Origin of the sequence: Micromonospora phaseoli, from assembly GCF_900109115.1 — a bacterium.
GTDB lineage: Bacteria > Actinomycetota > Actinomycetes > Mycobacteriales > Micromonosporaceae > Micromonospora > Micromonospora phaseoli.
In genome coordinates this window covers 658,087-675,016 of sequence record NZ_FNYV01000002.1, presented here as the reverse complement: position 1 = coordinate 675,016, position 16,930 = coordinate 658,087, and the positions used below count along the sequence as shown (strand labels likewise).

General features: G+C 71.8%; 13 protein-coding genes. 7 read left to right on the top strand and 6 right to left on the bottom strand.

Going from position 1 to position 16,930, the window contains the following annotated elements; translation table 11 throughout:
- Window positions 1-16 precede the first annotated feature (16 nt).
- Genes BMY89_RS07790 through BMY89_RS07780 form a run of 3 tightly spaced genes read left to right on the top strand, consistent with a single transcriptional unit; the run spans window position 17 to window position 4,247 of the window.
- A complete protein-coding gene (locus BMY89_RS07790; RefSeq protein WP_092377112.1) occupies window positions 17-1,261 on the top strand; it encodes an Hsp70 family protein in 1,245 nt (414 codons plus the stop codon).
- Between the two features lie 5 nt (window positions 1,262-1,266).
- Window positions 1,267-3,774, top strand: a complete 2,508-nt coding sequence (locus BMY89_RS07785) for a helix-turn-helix transcriptional regulator (protein ID WP_198413971.1) — start codon at window positions 1,267-1,269, stop codon at window positions 3,772-3,774.
- A 44-nt stretch (window positions 3,775-3,818) separates the two neighbouring features.
- Window positions 3,819-4,247: a roadblock/LC7 domain-containing protein gene (locus BMY89_RS07780; RefSeq protein WP_092377108.1), complete on the top strand. Its 429-nt coding sequence runs from the start codon at window positions 3,819-3,821 to the stop codon at window positions 4,245-4,247.
- On the opposite strand, the gene BMY89_RS07775 is transcribed toward BMY89_RS07780, so the two are convergent.
- On the bottom strand, window positions 4,244-4,648 hold the full coding sequence (locus tag BMY89_RS07775) for a DUF2267 domain-containing protein (protein ID WP_092377106.1): 405 nt from the start codon (window positions 4,646-4,648) through the stop codon (window positions 4,244-4,246). The two genes, BMY89_RS07780 and BMY89_RS07775, sit on opposite strands and share 4 nt — an antisense overlap.
- A 176-nt stretch (window positions 4,649-4,824) precedes the next feature.
- On the opposite strand from BMY89_RS07775, the gene BMY89_RS07770 reads away from it, so the two are divergent.
- From BMY89_RS07770 to BMY89_RS07760, 3 genes are all read left to right on the top strand, one after another.
- Complete coding sequence (locus BMY89_RS07770; RefSeq protein ID WP_232521114.1) at window positions 4,825-6,975, top strand: alpha-glucuronidase; 2,151 nt, start codon at window positions 4,825-4,827, stop codon at window positions 6,973-6,975.
- A gap of 134 nt (window positions 6,976-7,109) precedes the next feature.
- Window positions 7,110-7,778, top strand: coding sequence for a class I SAM-dependent methyltransferase (locus BMY89_RS07765; protein ID WP_232521113.1), 669 nt, complete (start codon window positions 7,110-7,112; stop codon window positions 7,776-7,778).
- A gap of 70 nt (window positions 7,779-7,848) precedes the next feature.
- A complete protein-coding gene (locus BMY89_RS07760) occupies window positions 7,849-8,514 on the top strand; it encodes a DUF6624 domain-containing protein (RefSeq protein ID WP_139217920.1) in 666 nt (221 codons plus the stop codon).
- Between the two features lie 38 nt (window positions 8,515-8,552).
- On the opposite strand, the gene BMY89_RS07755 is transcribed toward BMY89_RS07760, so the two are convergent.
- On the bottom strand, window positions 8,553-10,346 hold the full coding sequence (locus BMY89_RS07755; RefSeq protein WP_092377100.1) for an ABC transporter ATP-binding protein: 1,794 nt from the start codon (window positions 10,344-10,346) through the stop codon (window positions 8,553-8,555).
- 93 nt (window positions 10,347-10,439) lie between these two features.
- On the opposite strand from BMY89_RS07755, the gene BMY89_RS07750 reads away from it, so the two are divergent.
- Window positions 10,440-10,871, top strand: a complete 432-nt coding sequence (locus tag BMY89_RS07750) for a MarR family winged helix-turn-helix transcriptional regulator (RefSeq protein WP_092377097.1) — start codon at window positions 10,440-10,442, stop codon at window positions 10,869-10,871.
- 47 nt (window positions 10,872-10,918) lie between these two features.
- Here BMY89_RS07750 and BMY89_RS07745 read toward each other — a convergent pair whose 3' ends face one another.
- The 4 genes from BMY89_RS07745 to BMY89_RS07730 all read right to left on the bottom strand — a co-directional run bounded on the left by BMY89_RS07745 (window position 10,919) and on the right by BMY89_RS07730 (window position 16,894).
- A complete protein-coding gene (locus tag BMY89_RS07745) occupies window positions 10,919-12,943 on the bottom strand; it encodes a beta-galactosidase (protein ID WP_092377094.1) in 2,025 nt (674 codons plus the stop codon).
- Complete coding sequence (locus BMY89_RS07740; protein ID WP_092377091.1) at window positions 12,940-13,623, bottom strand: YesL family protein; 684 nt, start codon at window positions 13,621-13,623, stop codon at window positions 12,940-12,942. The genes BMY89_RS07745 and BMY89_RS07740 overlap by 4 nt, the downstream gene beginning before the upstream one ends.
- Entirely contained in the window at window positions 13,620-15,149 is a 1,530-nt protein-coding gene (locus BMY89_RS07735; RefSeq protein WP_092377088.1) for a GH39 family glycosyl hydrolase, read from the bottom strand. Before BMY89_RS07735 ends, BMY89_RS07740 begins: the two co-directional genes overlap by 4 nt.
- A 107-nt stretch (window positions 15,150-15,256) precedes the next feature.
- Complete coding sequence (locus tag BMY89_RS07730) at window positions 15,257-16,894, bottom strand: ABC transporter substrate-binding protein (protein WP_092377085.1); 1,638 nt, start codon at window positions 16,892-16,894, stop codon at window positions 15,257-15,259.
- Window positions 16,895-16,930 lie beyond the last annotated feature (36 nt).

Below are 16,930 nucleotides of genomic sequence, written 5' to 3'. Positions count from 1 at the left end.
TCAAGGAAGAAAGCAGATGCCCTACGTGCTCGGGATAGACATCGGCAACACCAGCACCGTCGCCGCGGTCGCCCGCCACCGCGACGGCAGCTGGAGCCGGCCCGAGCCGGTCGTCCTGCACACCGCGTCGGCAACCCTGCCGTCGACCCTGTTGCTCTCGGTCGACGGTACGTTCACCGCAGGTGAGGTCGGTGCCGCGAACCGCACCGCCCGCGACGTGCTCAGCCGGGTCGGCGACGAACTTCCCCTGCTGCTCGCCGGCGAACCGTACCGACCGGAGGCGCTGCTCGCGCTGCTCGCCGGTCACGTGGTCGACCAGGTCCACCAGGGGGAGGGCCAGCCGGCCCAGGCGATCGTGCTCAGCCATCCGGCGTCCTGGGGGCGGTACCGGCGCGACCTGCTGCACCACGCGCTCTGGGAGAGCGGCCTGGGCTCGGTGACCCTGCTACCCCGTACGGTCACCGTGGCGGAGAGCCATGCGGCGCGCGGTTTCCCGGGCGGCGTGGCCGCCGTGTACGCCCTCGGCGGAGGCACCTTCGAGGCGGCGGTGGTGCGACGCAACTCCCGTGGCCGGTACGAGACCGACGGCGTTCCCCAGGGGCTCACCCGCCTCGGCGGGGTCGACTTCGACGAGGCGTTGGCCACGCACGTGCGTAGCGTGCTCGCCCGCGAACTGGCCGCCGCGGGTCCGGCGGCAGGGGAGGCGCTGCGTACCCTGCCCGCCGAGTGCGAGCGAGCCAAACGGGACCTGACCTCCGGATCGCAGACCGACGTGGTGCTGCCCCTGCCGAGCGGGCCGGTGCGGACTCCGGTGACCAGGCTGCAGTTCGAGGAGCTTGTTCGTCCCGCCGTGCAGACCACGGTGGAGCTGCTGCTGTGCGCCGTGCGCTGCGCCGGCCTGGCCCCGGCCCGGCTCGACGGCGTCCTGCTCGACGGCGGCTCCAGTCGGGTCCCGCTGGTCGCCGAGTTGCTCGTCGCCGCCGGTTTTCCGGTGCAGACGACGCCCGATCCGCAGACCGCCGCCGCCACCGGTGCGGCCGCCGCCGCCACCCAGATCCTGGCCCCGCGCCCGCCGCCGCCCGGCCCACCCCCGTCGGCCGGCGGCCTGGTCCGTACCGCTCCCAGCCCGCCCGGTGGCGGAGTCGACGATCTGTCGTCCCGCGACGAGCCGCCGCCCCGCCCCCCGATCCGCTACGCGCCGTTGGAGCTGCCCAAGCGGTCCCGGCGCAAGCTGGCGGGCAGTCGAGGGCACGAAGGATGACCTCTATGATCATGAGTGGCGTGGCGGAGTGCCGCCTGGTGCTCGACGTCGAGCCGAACGACCTGCTCGACGCGGTGACGGCTGACCCGTCGGCGCCGCTGCTCCTCGGGGTGACCGGCCCCGGCGGCCACGGCCGCAGCAGCTACCTTCACGAGCTGGCGGGACGCTACGCCCGGGCCGGCGTCACCGTCCACACCGATGTGCCGCAGGACGAGGCCGCCTGCGATCCCGACGCGGTGCTGGTGGTGGACGACGCACACCTGCTCGACGAGGCCCGACTGCGTACGCTGCTGCGGCTGGTGGGCGGCCGGCGGCACCGCCTCGCCATCAGCTTCCGGCCATGGCCCCGGCCAGCGGGTCTGACCGCGTTGGCCGACGCACTACGCCGCGAGGGGCGGCTGATCCTGCTCACCCCGTTCAGCCGGGCCGGCACCGCCGCGTACCTCGCCGCCGTTCCCCGGCTCGCCCGGCGTCCGGACGTGGTCGACTTCGTGCACATCCAGACCGGCGGAGTGCCACGGCACGTCGGCTGGCTCGTCGGCGGATTGGGCGAGTACGAGCCCGGCGGAGCGCCGGCGGAACCGCCGCGTCAGGTCGTCCTGCAACTCGGGCCGGACCTGGAGGCGCTGCCGGCCGACGTGCGTCGGCTGTTGATCGCCCTGGCGGCCGGGGTGCCGCTCCCTGTCGATGTGCTGCGTGAACTGCTCCAGCACGAGCCGGCGGGGATCGACGAACTCGTTGCCGAGGCCCGGGCGGCCGGCCTCGTCGGTGCCGACGGCCAGCCCACCCCGCTCGTCCGGCGGGCGGTGACCGCGTTGAGTCCGGCCACCGACCGCATCGCAGTATGGCGACGGCTCACCGAGCTTCAGCTGAGCCGGGGCGCGCCGTTGCTACCCCTGGTCCGCTCGCTGCTCTCCGCCGGCATGGTGGGCGACTGCCCGCCCGCCACCCTGGCGGCGGCGGCGGAGGAGGCCCTCGGGTCCGAACCGGCGCTGGCGGCACAGCTGTTCGCCGCGGCCACCGCCGCCGGGCAGCCGACCGGCGGACGGCAGGCGGTGGCGGCGGCCCTCGCCGGCGACCTCGACCTCGCGCTGCGACTGTCCGGCCGGCTGCTCACCACCGCACCGCCGGCAGTACGGGCCGAGGCGGCGGTCGTCGCCGCCACGGCCCTGGCCCACCGGGGGCAGTCCGACCGGAGCGTGGAGCTGTACCGCTGGTCCGGTGGGGCCTGCGCCGACGCCTTCGCCGCTGTCGGCGCACTCGCCACCGCCCGCCCCGCTGCCGCGCCCGAGAGCCGCGACGAACCGCCGACGATGCAGGCCAGCGCCGCCCGGCTGATGGCCGACGGGGTGCGCGAAAGCATCGACGGCCCGCCTGCCGCCGCCCTGTCCACCCTCGTGCAGGCGGCAGCGCTGCTGGAACCGGACGGCCGGGCGGTGCTGCTGCCGGACAGCCCCGCCGCGCTGGCGGCGCTGACCGCCGTGCACTGTGGTGAGCTGGACATCGCCGAACGGGTCCTCGACCGGGCTTTGGCCAGCGGGATCGGCGGTCCGCTGCTAGCCCGCCGACACCGCCTGCTCCGGGCCTGGATCCTGATGGTGCGCGGACGCAGCGCCGCCGCGACGGAGCAGCTGGCGGAGGTGACCACCGGTCGACCGCTGGAATCCCGGGACATGCTCTTCGCCGCGGGGCTCAGCATGGGCATCGCCCGGCGCGCCAGCGATCTCGGTGCGCTGCAACGGGGCTGGGTGCCCGCGCTGGAGGCGGTGGTCCGCCACCCGGTCGACCTGTTCACGCTCCTGCCGCTCGGCGAACTGGCCATCGCCGGTGCCCGGCTGGGTGACCTCGGCCGCCTACAGCCCTACCTGCGTTCCGCTCGCGGGCTCCTCGACCGGCTGGGCGACCCGCCGCTGTGGCGTACGCCGTTGCACTGGAGTGGACTGCACGTGGCGATCCTCATCGAGGACCCGGCCGCCGCGGACGAGCACGTCGATGCCCTGGTCGCCGCCGCCGGACACAGCCGGTACGCCGCTGTGGTGGCAGTCGCGGCGCAGTGCTGGTTGGAGGTGCTGCGTGGCACCGTCGACGCGGGCCGCGTCGAGGCCGCCGCGCGGGGCCTGCACGACACGGGCCTGTGCTGGGATGGTGCCCGGCTGGCCGGGCAGGCGGCCATCCGCACCTCGGACCGGCGGGCGATGACGGCGCTGCTGGACTGCGCCCGGACGCTTCAAGGCGGTGCCGCCGAGGACCGACCGGCGGCCGGCACGGCCTCTCAACGGCTCAGCGACCGGGAGCGGGAGGTGGCCGAGCTGGTGGTGGCCGGACTGACCTACCGGGAGATCGGCGACCGGTTGTTCATCTCGGCGAAGACGGTGGAGCACCATGTGGCCCGGATGCGTTCCCGGCTGCGATGTGTCAGCCGTACCGACCTGTTGGCCCTGCTTCGAACCATCCTGGCGGACCCGTCGTACACCACAAGCGGACAGACCTGGCCGCAACAGGCAGCGACCTGAGCATCATCCATGACCGGCTCAACCCCCAACGAGAGGACATTTCCATGACTCCTGCCGCGGCCACCGCCGAGAACCTCGGCCGAGCGCTCGACAGCATCGTCGACCGCGTGCCGGGTGCCCAGTTCGCGGTGGTGCTCTCCCCGGACGGTCACCTGCTGGGTGCCTCCCGGGGCATCGACGACGAGCTCGCCACCCAACTGTCCAGCATGGTCTGTGGGCTGCAGGCACTCGGCCTGGCCGCTGCCCGGGTGTGTGGCGACGGCGAGCTGCACCAGGTCGTCGTGCAGATGTCGCAGGCGTTCCTGTTCCACGCCACCACCGGCAACGGGGCCGTCCTCGCCGTCGGGATCGACGGCGAGGCCGAGGTCGGTGACATGGCCTACGAGGTCGCGATGTTCGTCGCGCAGGCCGGCGACCACCTGCCGGTGTACCTGGAACCGGCCCGCGTTCCGGTGACGCCGGTGTCGGCCTAACCTCGGTTGCGGTGGGCGTCGTACTGCGGCGCCGGGTTGGCCAACTGCCACAACTCCGCCGGCAACTCGGCGATGACGTCGTCGTGCTCCCCGACGGTGACCGCGTCGCGGAGGGTGTCGAGAACCGCCCGGATGCCGGCCGCCGCCAGGTCGGGCTCCACGTCCGACCGGCTGCTGACCCGCTGTACGAACACGTCGAGTTCGAACCGCTCGGCGGTGTCGCTGGGCGCGAACGTGTACGCCCGGAGTCCTTCGGGGAGCCGGTCGGCGAGGTCGCGTGCCGTTGCGCCGTCGAGCCGCTCGGCGAGGGTCGTCAGCGTGGCCCGCGCCATCGCCGTCGCCAACTCGACTGACGCGCCGGTGCGGTGTGCCACGGAGTCGATGAACTGGTGATCGTCCACCTGGCCGGCCCCCTTCTCGCAACGGACCGGCGTCTACCCGCAGGGCGCCGGGTCAAACGACGGTCGCCCGCGGGGTCGGCCCGGCGACCGGATCACCTCGGCCGCGCTCCGATCGGTACGTCTGAAAGGTTCCGGAAGTACCTTGACGCATGCGAGGAGGTTTTTAGGCTCTTTGGGTGACCATCCCGGACCTGACCGACGTACACCCGGCCTGGCTGCCGGCCGAGGCGTTCCGCGCTGTCGGTTCGCGGCACACCGTCGTGCACGGCGACGGCATGCTCGTCGACACCGTGTTCGACGAGGTCGAGCGGGCCTGCGCAGCGCACGGCGGCACCGTCCGCCGGGGGACCGGTCAGCAGGACGGCGTACCCCGGCCGGCCGGCGATCCGGATGCCGCCCCGGTGGGAGCCGGCGTGACACCGGCGCAGCTCGTGTTCGCCCTGGTCCCGACGATCCCCGCGGTCGCCCCGCCCGGCGGCGAGGCCACCGGCTCGCCCGACGGCGACCCCGTCGACGCGCCGCGGGCCGGACTGGACGCCACGGGAGCGGGGCCGCTCGGTCCGGAGGGGTTCGCGGTGGCCCGCCACGGCGAGGTCACCGTGGTGCTGGCCGAGGAACCCGCCGGGCTTCTGTACGGACTGTTCGAGGTGGTCCGCCTCGGCGAGGCGGCGTTCGGCCCGCCGTATCCGGCGCGGGCGCACCGACCGGCGATGCGGCGACGGATGCTGGACCACTGGGACAACGTCGACGTGCACCCGGTGATGGGGCAGGTGGAGCGTGGCTACGCCGGCGGGTCGATCTTCTGGCGGGACGGCCGGCCGCGCCGCGACCACGCCCGGCTGCGGGCGTACGCGCGGCTGCTGGCCGCCTGTGGCGTCAACGCGGTGTCGGTGAACAACGTCAACGTGCACGCCACCGAGGCGCGGCTGCTGACCGAGCGGCTCGACGACGTCGCCGAGATCGCCGACGTGCTGCGGCCGTACGGCATCCGGGTGCACCTGTCGGTCACCTTCGCCGCACCCGTCGTCCTCGACGCCCTGCCCACCGCCGATCCGCTCGACGACGCGGTGCGGGCCTGGTGGGCCGAGACCACCCGGCGGGTGTACGCCCGCATTCCCGACTTCGGCGGTTTCGTGGTCAAGGCCGACTCGGAGGGCCAACCGGGTCCGTTCAGCTACGGCCGCGATCACGCCGACGGCGCGAACCTGCTGGCCCAGGCGCTGGATCCGTACGACGGTGTGGTGCACTGGCGGGCTTTCGTCTACAACCACCGGCAGGACTGGCGGGACCGCTCGACCGACCGGGCCCGGGCCGCCCACGACCACTTCGCCCTGCTCGACGGCCGCTTCCGGGACAACGTCATCGTGCAGGTCAAGCACGGCCCGATGGACTTCCAGACCCGGGAGCCCGTCTCGCCGGTGATCACCGCGATGCCCGGCACCCGGCTGGCGGTGGAGTTCCAGGTGACCCAGGAGTACACCGGCCAGCAGCGCCACGTGTGCTATCTGGCCCCCTGGTGGAGCGAGGTGCTGCGGTTCGGCTGGGGCGAGCACGGGCGGACCGTGGCCGGTGTGGCCGCCGCCGGCGGCGACCTGGTTGGCGTCTCCAACGTGGGCGACGACCCGTTCTGGACCGGCCATCCGCTGGCCCAGGCCAACCTGTACGCCTTCGGCCGGCTCGCCTGGGACCCACGGCTGACCCCGCAGGCGGTGCTCGACGAGTGGATCGACCTGACGTTCGACCCGGCGGCCACGGCCGACCCGGAGTTGCTACGTGGCACCCTGCACGAGGTGATGGACGACTCGTGGCGCAGCTACGAGCGGTACACCGCGCCGCTGGGCGTGGGCTTCATGGTGCGGCCCGGTCACCACTACGGCCCCGACGTCGACGGATACGAGTACACCTCCTGGGGCACCTACCACTTCGCCGACCGCGACGGCGTGGGCGTGGACCGCACCCGGGCCACCGGCACCGGTTTCACCGGCCAGTACCCGCCACCCTGGTCGCAGGTGTACGAGTCGCTGGCGTCCTGCCCCGACGAGCTGCTGCTCTTCTTCCACCACGTGCCGTACGGTCACCTGCTGCACAGTGGTGGCACCGTGATCCAGCACATCTACGACACCCACTTCGACGGGATGGCGGAGGTGGCGGAGATGTGCCGCCGGTGGAAGTCGCTCGCCGGGCTGGTGGACGCGGCCCTGCACGCCCGGGTCACCGAGCGCCTCGACGAGCAACTGCGCTGCGCCCAGGAGTGGTGCGACCAGATCAACGCCTACTTCTACCGCAGGTCCGGAATCCCGGACGCCCATGGTCGGACGCTGTACTGAACTGACCGTCCCGGCGCAGCGCTCACCGCAGGGGCGTGCCGATGCAGGTGTCGGACGCTACTGTTCCTGAGGGCCGTCGGCGTACGGCGTCGGGACCGACGCGGCGACCACAGGTCGAGCCGGGGGGACAGCACGTGGGCGGGACCGCAGGGACGAACCGACCCGACGACCCGACGGCCCGGCAACGGCGCGTCTGGGACCGGGCGGCCGACAGCTACGACCAGCAGATCGGCCTGCTCGAACGACGCCTGTTCGGCGGCGGGCGGGAGTGGCTCGCCACCCGTGCCCACGGTCGGATCCTGGAGGTCGCCATCGGCACCGGCCGCAACCTGCCCTACTACCCGCCGGACGCCGACATCACCGGGATCGAGTTGAGCCCGGCGATGCTCGCCATCGCCCGGCAGCGCGCGAGCACCCTCCGCCGCTCCGTCGACCTGCGGGAGGGGGACGCGGTGCGGCTGCCGTATCCCGATGCCTCTTTCGACACCGTGGTGTGCGCGCTGTCGCTGTGCACGATCCCCGATCCGGTCGCGGCACTCGGCGAGATGAAGCGGGTCCTCGTCACCGGCGGCCGGCTGCTGCTGCTCGACCACGTTGGTAGCACCTGGCCACCGGTGTACGCCCTCCAGTGGCTCGTCGAGCGGTTCACCATCCGGACCGCCGGGGAGCACTTCACCCGCCGCCAACTTCCGCTCGTGCGCGCCGCCGGCTTCCAGATCGTCGAGACCGAACGGCTCAAGGCCGGCACGGTGGAGCGCGTGTACGCCACGAAGCCCGCCCCGGCACCAGCCAGCCACGAATGACCGGACAAGCTGTGCGCCGGTGAAGTGCCGGTGCCGGCTACCACGATCGGCGGACCGGGGAGAGGTGCCCATGAGAGTTCTGCGACGGGTTTCGCTACCGCTCGCCGTCGTCACTGCTCTGGTCGGCTGCTCCTCCTCGCCAGGCCCGGCCGACCCGTCCGCGTCGTCCGGGCCGCCGGGCGGGTCGCCGTCCTCGCCGCATCAACCGCTGCCGACGACGTCCACATCGGATGTGGCCGTCAACTTCAACACGGCGCTGCACGACGAGCTGATCGGGATGCTCGAACGCGACCAGGCCGAATTGAATGGTCACCCCCAGGCGGACACTGCCGAGCAGCGCACCGCCCGGTTGAAGGAGATCATTGAGGAGTACGGCTGGCCGACCTTCGATCTCGTCGGCAAGGAGGGCGAGAATGCGGCCTGGGCGATAGCCCAGCACTCGGACTTCGACCTCGCCTTTCAGCAGGAGGCACTCGAACTGCTGCGCGAGGCTGCCGCGCACGGCCAGGCGTCGCCTGGCAACCTTGCGTACCTTGAGGACCGGGTCGCCGTCGCCAGGGACGCACCCCAGGTGTACGGAACGCAGATTCGATGCGGTCCGGACGGGCCGGTCCCCGCGACCCCGATCCGGGACGAGGCCGGCGTCGAAGAGCGGCGAGCGGCGGCAGGTCTTCCGCCGCTGACCACCTACCTGAGCGAGATGGCCACGATCTGCGCCCAGGACCAGAACTGGTAGTGCCGGCCGGCAGCTCAGCCGGGGCTGGCGAGCTGCGCTCAGCTGGCCAGGGCGGCGTAGCGGCCGTTGCGGTCCAGCAGGCTGTGGTGGTCGCCGGCCTCGACGACCCGGCCGTGGTCGAGGACCGCGATCTGGTCGGCATCGCGGACGGTGGAGAGCCGGTGGGCGATGGTGATCGTGGTGCGCCCCTCGGCGAGCACGTCGAAGGCCCGCTGTACGGCGCGTTCGGTCTCGGTGTCCAGCGCGCTGGTGGCCTCATCGAGGACCAGGATGCGCGGGTCGCGCAGCAGCGTACGCGCGATGGCCAGCCGCTGCTTCTCGCCGCCGGAGAACCGGTGGCCGCGCGAGCCGACCATGGTGTCGTACCCGTCGGGCAGGCCGGCGATCAGGTCGTGGATCTGGGCGGCGCGGGCGGCGTCCTCGATCTCCGCGTCGCTGGCGTCCGGGCGGGCGTAGCGGAGATTCTCGCGGACGGTGCTGTGCAGCAGGTACGTCTCCTGGCTGACCACGCCGACGATCGCAGCCAGGTCGGCCAGGCGCAGATCACGCACATCGACGCCGTCGATGGTGACGCGGCCCGCGGTCGGGTCGTACAGCCGGCTGATCAGCCCGGCGAGGGTGCTCTTACCGGAGCCGGTCTCGCCGACCAGGGCGAGGCTGGTGCCGGCGGGCACGTCGAGGGTGATCCCGGCGAGCGCGGCGGTGTCGCTACCGGGGTGGGTGAAGGTGACGTCCGCCAGGCGCAGGTGTCCGCGTACCCGGGCGACATCGAGCCGGACCGGCTCGTTGGGGTCGGCCACGTCGATCGGCAGATCCAGGTACTCGAAGATGCGGGCGAACAGCGCCAGCGACGCGGCGAGTGAGACGCCCACGTTGAGCAGCCCCATCAGCGGCCGGAACAGGCCGCTCTGTAGGGCGGTGAACGCGACCAGGGTGCCGATGCTCAGCGTGCCGGCGGTGCCGGGCAGGCCAGCGGCGAGGTAGATGACTGCCGGTACGGCGGCGAAGATGATGCTCATCGAGGCCATCCGCCAGCGACCGGCCAGTTCGCTGCGTAGTTCCAGGTCGACCAGCCGGGTCGACGAGGCGGTGAAGCGATCGATCAGTGCGGGCCCGGTGCCGAGGGTCTTGGCCAGCTGTACCCCGCTGATCGACAGCCCCTCCTCGACGGTGACGTTCAGGTCGGCGAGTTCGCGCTGGCGTTGGGCGGTGATCTCGCGCCGCATCCGGGCGACCCGGCGGGTCAGCCAGATCGCCGGAGGCAGCACGACCAGCGAGACCAGGGAGAGCTGCCAGGAGAGCGCCAGCATGGCGACGGCGGTCGCGACCACGGTGGTGAGGTTGGCCGCGATGGCGGTTGCGGTGGAGGTGACCACCGTCTGCATGCCGCCGATGTCGTTGGTGATCCGGGACTGCACCTCCCCGGTGCGGGTGCGGGTGAAGAAGCCGAGCGACTGCTGTTGGAGGTGGCTGAAGACGTCGATACGCAGCCGGTGCATGACCCGCTGACCGACCCGGGTGGAGATCCAGGTCTGTACGACGCCGAGGGCGGCGGTGGCGGCGGCCACGGCGACCATGCCGAGGACCAGCCAGGCCAGCAGGCTCACGTCGCCCTGCGGCAGGGCCCGGTCGATCACCGCCCGCAACAGGAACGGGGTTGCCATCGCGACGATCGAGGAGACCACGATGATCGCGGTGACGGTGGCCAGCGCGGTCCGGTGCGGGGTGAACAGGCGGCCGATGCGGCGCAGCGACACCTGACGCGCCTGCGCCTTCTCTTCGGCCGTGAGGGGGCGGTGGCCGCGGTCGCGGCCCGTGGGGATGGGTTCCAAAGAGGCACTGCCCTTCGGTCGGGGGACTACGGTTCAATTACTGAGGTTACCTCATCATGAGGTTACAACAGCATTGCCTGCTACCGTGTTTCCGTGACCGAGCACACCGCTGACAGCGCCGACGACGAGAGTCTGGCCGAGACGTTCTGGGCGGTGGCGTCCCGACTGCGTCGGCAGACCCGGGAGTCCCTCGCGCCGTGGGACGTCACCCCCAGCCAGTCCCGGGCAATCGGAGTGTTGGCGAGGCACGGCGAGGCTCGCCCCAGCACCCTCGCCGAGCACCTGCGCATCGCGCCTCGTTCGGCCACCGAGGTCGTCGATGACCTTCAGGCCCGTGGGCTGGTCGAACGCCGGCCCGACCCGGCTGATCGGCGGGCCACCCTGGTCGCGCTCACCGAGCAGGGCCGCCGGGTCGGCGCCGCCATCCGCGCCGCCCGCCGGGCCGAGGCGGACCGCTTCTTCGGTCACCTCGACGCCGTCGACCGGATCGAGCTGGCCCGGATCCTGCGTACCCTCCGCGGCTAGGTGGGGCATCGGCCTGCCTGCCGACCGCTTCGGTCGGGTAGCGTCGATCAGCCGCGGATGACCATGACGCCTGCGGGGTCGAGTCGCAGCGGGCGACCCACCTCTGTGCGGGCGCCGGTGAGCAGGTCGACGCCGGCCACGGTGGCGGTCACCTCGACCGTCTCGGTGCCGTGGTTGAGCAGGAACAGCAGCCGGGTGCCGTCCGGGGCGACCCGCACCGTTGTCTCCAGGCCCGGCAGGTCCGGGTACGGCCCGAGAAGGCCGTGGTGCGCCAGCACCTGCCGCACCACCCAGGAGACGCCGGCCTGGTCCAGCGCGGTGCCGACGTACCAGCCGTGGCCCGCGCCGTAGGAGTTGCGGGTGACCGCCGGGGTGCCGGCGTACCAGTCGGCCCGGTAACTGCCCACCACCTCCGCGCCTTGCGGAACGACCAGCTCGAACACCAGCCGCGAGGCGACCTCGAACCGGTCGGCGCCGCTGCCCAGGCAGACCGGGTTGACCACCTCCGCCGCCCGGGCGTCCCATTCGTCGACCCGGACACCCATCAGCGGCGCCAGCGGGCCCGGCACGTCCGCCAGGAACGCGTTGCCGTCGACGTCCACCCGGCCGGACAGGAAGGTGGTCAGCACCGAGCCGCCCCGCTGCGCCACCTGGGCCAGCCGGTCGGCCAGGTCACCGGCGACCAGGTGCAGGGCCGGGGCGACGACCAGGTCGTAGCCGGTGAGGTCGGCGGTGACCGCGACCACGTCGACGTCCACCCCGGCGTCCCACAGCGCCTGGTAGTAGGCCAGCACGACCTGCTGGTAGCGGACCAGCCGGGACGGGCCGTCGGACATTTCCAACGCCCACCAGCTGTCCCAGTCGAACAGCAGCGCCACCCGGGCCGGGGTCCGCGCACCGAGGCTCGCGTCGCCGAGCCGGCGCAGCTCCGCCCCCAGCTCGGCGACCTCACGGAAGACCCGGGTGTCGGCACGGCCGGCGTGACCGATCACCGCGCCGTGGTACTTCTCGCACGCTCCCCGTGCGGCCCGCAGCTGGAAGAACAGCACCGCGTCCGCGCCGTGCGCGACCGCCTGCCAGCTCCACAGCCGCATCACCCCGGGCGGCTTGAGCGGGTTGACGTCCCGGCAGGCTGTCATGCTCGGCGTCTGCTCCATCAGCCAGAACGGCTGGCCGCCCTTCAGACCCCGCATCAGGTCGTGGCTCAACCCCAGCCACGCCGGTGAGCAGCCCTCGGGCGGGTAGTTGTCCCACGAGGCGAAGTCCAGGTGCTCGGCCCAGCGGTGGTAGTCGATCGGCCGGTACATGCCCATGAAGTTGGTGGTGACCGGCGCATCGCTGGATTCGCGGATCGCCGCCTTCTCGTCGCGGAAGTTGGTCAGCATCGCCTCGGAGGTGAACCGCCGGTAGTCCAGGGTGATGCCCTGGAACGCGGTGTGGTCCGGCCCGCGCCAGTGCTCGGTCAGCGCCGACGGCGGCTCGATCTCGTCCCAGTCGGTGAAGGTGTGCGACCAGAACGTGGTGTACCAGGCCGCGTTCAGCGCCGCCAGGGTGCCGTAGCGCTCGCGCAGCCACTGCCGGAAGCCCGCCGCGCAGTGATCGCAGTAGCAGGCGCCGCCGAACTCGTTGCCGACGTGCCAGGCCACCACCGCCGGATTGTCGGCGTAGCGGCCGGCCACCCGGCGGGCCAACTCGGCGGAGAGCCGGCGGAACACCGGCGAGCTGGGGCAGGAGTTGTGCCGCTGCCCGAACCGGTGCCGGCGTCCCTCGAAGTCGACCCGGGTCACCTCGGGGTGGGCGCGGGCCAGCCACGCGGGATGCGCGCCGGTGCCGGTGGCCAGGCAGATCATCCGGCCCTGCCGGGCGGCCCGGTCCACGATGCGGTCCAGCAGGGAGAAGTCGTACACGTCGGGGGCGGGCTGGGTCAGCGCCCAGTCGAAGACGCCCAGGGTGACGGTGTCGATTGAGGCCAGCTCGAACAGCCGGTCGTCGGCGGCCCACACGGGTTCGGGCCACTGCTCGGGGTTGTAGTCCCCACCGAACGGCACCTTGGCGGTGACCGGCAGACTCACTGGACGAACTCCCTCCGGATGACGTCGATCATCGGTCCACCGCCGCGGACCAGCGCCAGCGCCAGCACCGAGGCGAGCGCCGCCAGCGCCGCCTCCGAGACGACCAGGGTCAGCAGCGTCGCCGCCGCCAGCAGCAGCGCGACCCCGACGGCCACCATCGGGGTACGCAGCACGAAGTACCCGGCCAGGCGGAGCACGTCGCGCAGCCGGAAGGTGAACAGCGAGGTGATCACCAGCGCGTTGACCCCGACCACGGCCACCCCGGCACCGACCAGCATCAGCGGCAACGACCACCAGCCGGGTAGACCGGCCGCCGGCAGGTTGACCAGGTTGACCGCGATGACGGTCAGCCACAGCAGCGTCGGCATCCAGACCAGCAGCGAGCCGGCCAGGTTGGTGCGGTAGCCGCGCCAGAACAGTCGCCCCGGGTGCAGTTCGGTCAGGTCGAGGCGCTGGTGGTGCAGCGCGTACAGCGCGGCGGAGAGCGCCGGGCCGAGCGGCACCGCACAGACGGCGACCAGCGGCAGGTTGCTGGCGTGCCGCTCCAGCGCGAAGAGCGCGACCAGCCCGGGGGCCGCGCAGAGCAGGAGCAGCAGCTCGACAACGAGAAGGGTGTAGACGAGCGCGGCGCCCCGCGACAGCGGGCCGGCGCCGAAATCGCGGCGGGCCGCGGTGCTCACGCCGTCGCCGGCGGTTCGTGGCCGAACAGTCGGCTCTCGTCCCACCATGGTGGCGTCTCGTCGGTCACCGGGGTCACCTCGGCCAGGGTCACCTCGTGCCGGGCCAGGTGCAGGTCCAGCTCGACGCGGCCGGCCAGCACCGGCAGCGAGGTGTGCCGCCGGGCCGGTTCGGCGGCCTCCCGCAGCACGTCCAGCTGGCCGGTGGTCGGTGAGGGCGGTCGGCCCAGCTCGCACCAGGCCCGCCAGGCGTTGCCCGCCTCCTCGCTGACCGAGGAGCGCAGCAGGAATGCGGTGCGGGCGGTAGCGGAGGCGACGGGCAGCGACAGGCGTACGGTGTGGCCGTCGACCGGGTCGCGGCCGGTGACGTCGACCGGTGCCCAGGCCAGCACCGCGATCCGGCCGGTGTCGTCGCGGGTGACCAGGTGGTCCGTGCCGCGGGCGAGCACCTGGTCGCCCAGCCGGCGCATGAAGGCGTACAGGTGGTAGGTGGGCTTCTTGACCTGCCGGTGGGTGAGCAGGCCGAAGCCGCCGTGAAACAGCGTGGTCGGGATCCCCACCTCCTCGAACATGTCGCTGAACGTCCAGTACGCGAAGGAGTCGACCAGGTCGCCACCCTCGACCAGGACCGGGGCGAGGTACGCGGCGTGGAACGCGGTGTCGTGGATCGGGTTGTCCGGCCGGTAGGAGGAGTTGAACTCGGTGATGTGCACCGGCAGTTGCCCCAGCGCGGTGCCGGCGAGCTGCCGGCGGGGGCTGGCGAACTGCTCCAGCAACCGCTGCGCCGGTGCCAGGGTCTGGTGTACGCCGAACGGCACGTGCTGGGCCGGACCGGAGGTGTAGGCGTGCCGGCTGACGAAGTCGATCGGCACCGCGCGGTCGGTGACGAAATCGGCGAACCGGGGCAGCCATCCGTCGTCGGCGCCGGGGGAGAGCGCCGGCCCGCCGACCTGGAGCTCGGCGTCCACCTCCTTGACGGCGTGCGCGGTCACCTCGTACAGCCGGTGGTAGGCGTCGGGGTTCGCGTCCTGCCAGAAGTCCTTCAGGTCCGGCTCGTTCCACACCTCGATCGGCCAGCGGCGTACCTCGTCGAGGCCGTACCGGTCGACGAGGTGCCCGACGGTGGCCCGGACCAGGTCGGCCCACTCGGTGTGTGACCGGGGCGGGGTGACGTTGCCGCGCCACCAGAACACCGTCTGTTCGCCGCTGGCCAGGGCCGACGGCATGAAACCCAGCTCCACGAACGGCCGGATACCCAGGTCGAGGTAGGCGTCGATCACCTGGTCGACGTAGCCGAAGGCGTGCCGGACGTGTCGTTGACCACGGTAGGAGTACGGCCGGTGCACACCGACGCCGTCGCTGAGCAGGCCGTGCCCGCGGATGTGCCGAAAGCCGATCTCGCGTTGGACGAGGGCCAGCGAATCCTGGTAGTCGCGCCGCAGCGCCAGGTCGAACCGGCCGGTGCCGACGGCGAAGCGCCACGCTTCGGTCAGCCGGCCGCTGGGTTGCTCCGCAACGCTGATGCGCATCGTCGTCCTCTTGCTGGCTCGGTGCTCGGTGCTCGGTGCTCGTGCTCGGTGCTGGTGCGAAGGTGGCCGGTCCGGTCGCGCCGACACGACCGGACCGGCCACGTCTACTAGTTGTTCTTGTCCCGGAAGCGCTCGTACGCCTTGGTGACGGTCTCCATGTAGGAGTCCATGTTCTTGCTCTTCAGCTCAGCCAGGTAGGCATCCCACTGGGCGAAGTCACGCTGACCGAGGATGAACTGGAGCGTGGCCTGGTAGACGTGGTCGCGCAGCGGGGTCGCCCAGAGCGACACCTGCTCCCGCTCCTCGTCGGTGAACGGGTGCGGCGGCGGCACCACCCTCGGCGCCCGGGCGTTCATGACCTCCTGGAACTGCTGCTCCTCCTCGGAGAAGAACGCCTGCACCAGCTCGGGCTTGCCGCCGTAGGCGAACACCCCGTTGTAGAAGCCGAAGTCCTTCTGCAGGTGCTTGGGCGCGCCGGGGTTGAGACCGATGATGTCGACGTCGGGAGCGAGGGTGGGCTTGCCGGCGGCGTCCCTGACGAAGGTCTGCCCCTCGACGCCCCACTTGGCGAACTCCTGGCCCTCGTCGGAGTAGAACAGCCAGTCGACGAACTGCATCATCGCCACGAAGTTCTTGCTGTCCCGGGCCTTCGACGAGATCATCAGGCCGTTCTCGAGGCGGTCGGCAGGGTTGATCTCGCCGGCCGGGCCGATCGGCAGCGGAATCTTGGCGATCTTGGCATCCGGGTTCCGCGACAGGTCCGGCCGATAGTCGTTGACCACGGCCTGGGCGTTGGCGCTGATCACGAAGGACTGGCTGTTGGCGAGCTTCTGCCGGGCCTTGTCGTCGGTCTGGGTGAAGCTCTCCGGGTCGAGCAGCTTCTCGGACACCAGCTTGTTGAGGTACTGCAGCATCTGCTTGTACTGCTCGGTGGCGCCGGTGTACTCGAACTTCTGCGCCTGCGCGTTCCAACTGGTGTGCTGGAAGTTCCAGCCGGCGCCCTGCAGGCCGTACGAGAAGGCCAGGATGTTGAGCAGGTTGCCGCCCGGGTTGGGCTGGCTGAACCGGTCGGAGAACGGGTAGACGTCCGGGTACGCCGCCTTCATCGCCTTGAGCACGAGGTAGAGATCGTCCCAGGTCTTCGGGACCTCCAGGTTCAGCTCTTCGAGGATGTCGGTCCGGACCGCCAGCGAGTAGTCGTGCCAGGCCTTCTCGTGCAGACCGGGCAGCAGGTAGAACTTGCCGTCGTCCTGGCGCCGGGTGTCGATCTCAGGTCCCAGGTTCCACTTCTCGATCTTGTCACTCAGGTTGGGCATCAGGTTCAGGTAGTCGCTGACCGGCAGGATCGCCCCCGACGAGACGTACGGCTCCTCCTGGCTCGGGTACGTCTTCGGCAGAAGGAGGGGGGCGTCGCCCGCGCCGATGAGCAGGCTGCGCTTCTGCTCGTAGTCGCTGAGCGGCACGGCGACCGGTTCGAGCGTGACGTTCGTCCGGGACTTCAGCTCCGACCAGAAGAGCCAGTCGTTCTTGAGCGGGTAGTTCGGGTGGTTGTTGTACAGGATGGGAAAGGAGACCGGCTCGGTGGCCTTGAACTGCGTACCGACTGCATAGCCGTCCATCGCGCCGGCCCGGTTCTCCGACAGGTCCTGGGACTCGGCCGGGTCGTCGCTACAGGCGGTGATGCTGGTGAGGGCGAGCAGCGCGGCAGTGGCTGCCGCCGCATGGCGCCACGATCTGCGGAACATGGCGGATCCTTTCAACTAATTGGTGGGGGAGTGGTG

What these genes read in the sequence shown, in the direction of transcription:
- BMY89_RS07790 (WP_092377112.1), top strand. Translation starts at nt 17, where the DNA reads ATGCCCTACGTGCTCGGGATAGACATCGGCAACACCAGCACCGTCGCC.
- BMY89_RS07785 (WP_198413971.1), top strand. Translation starts at nt 1,267, where the DNA reads ATGATCATGAGTGGCGTGGCGGAGTGCCGCCTGGTGCTCGACGTCGAG.
- BMY89_RS07780 (WP_092377108.1), top strand. Translation starts at nt 3,819, where the DNA reads ATGACTCCTGCCGCGGCCACCGCCGAGAACCTCGGCCGAGCGCTCGAC.
- BMY89_RS07760 (WP_139217920.1), top strand. Translation starts at nt 7,849, where the DNA reads ATGAGAGTTCTGCGACGGGTTTCGCTACCGCTCGCCGTCGTCACTGCT.
- BMY89_RS07735 (WP_092377088.1), bottom strand. Translation starts at nt 15,149, where the DNA reads ATGCGCATCAGCGTTGCGGAGCAACCCAGCGGCCGGCTGACCGAAGCG.
- BMY89_RS07730 (WP_092377085.1), bottom strand. Translation starts at nt 16,894, where the DNA reads ATGTTCCGCAGATCGTGGCGCCATGCGGCGGCAGCCACTGCCGCGCTG.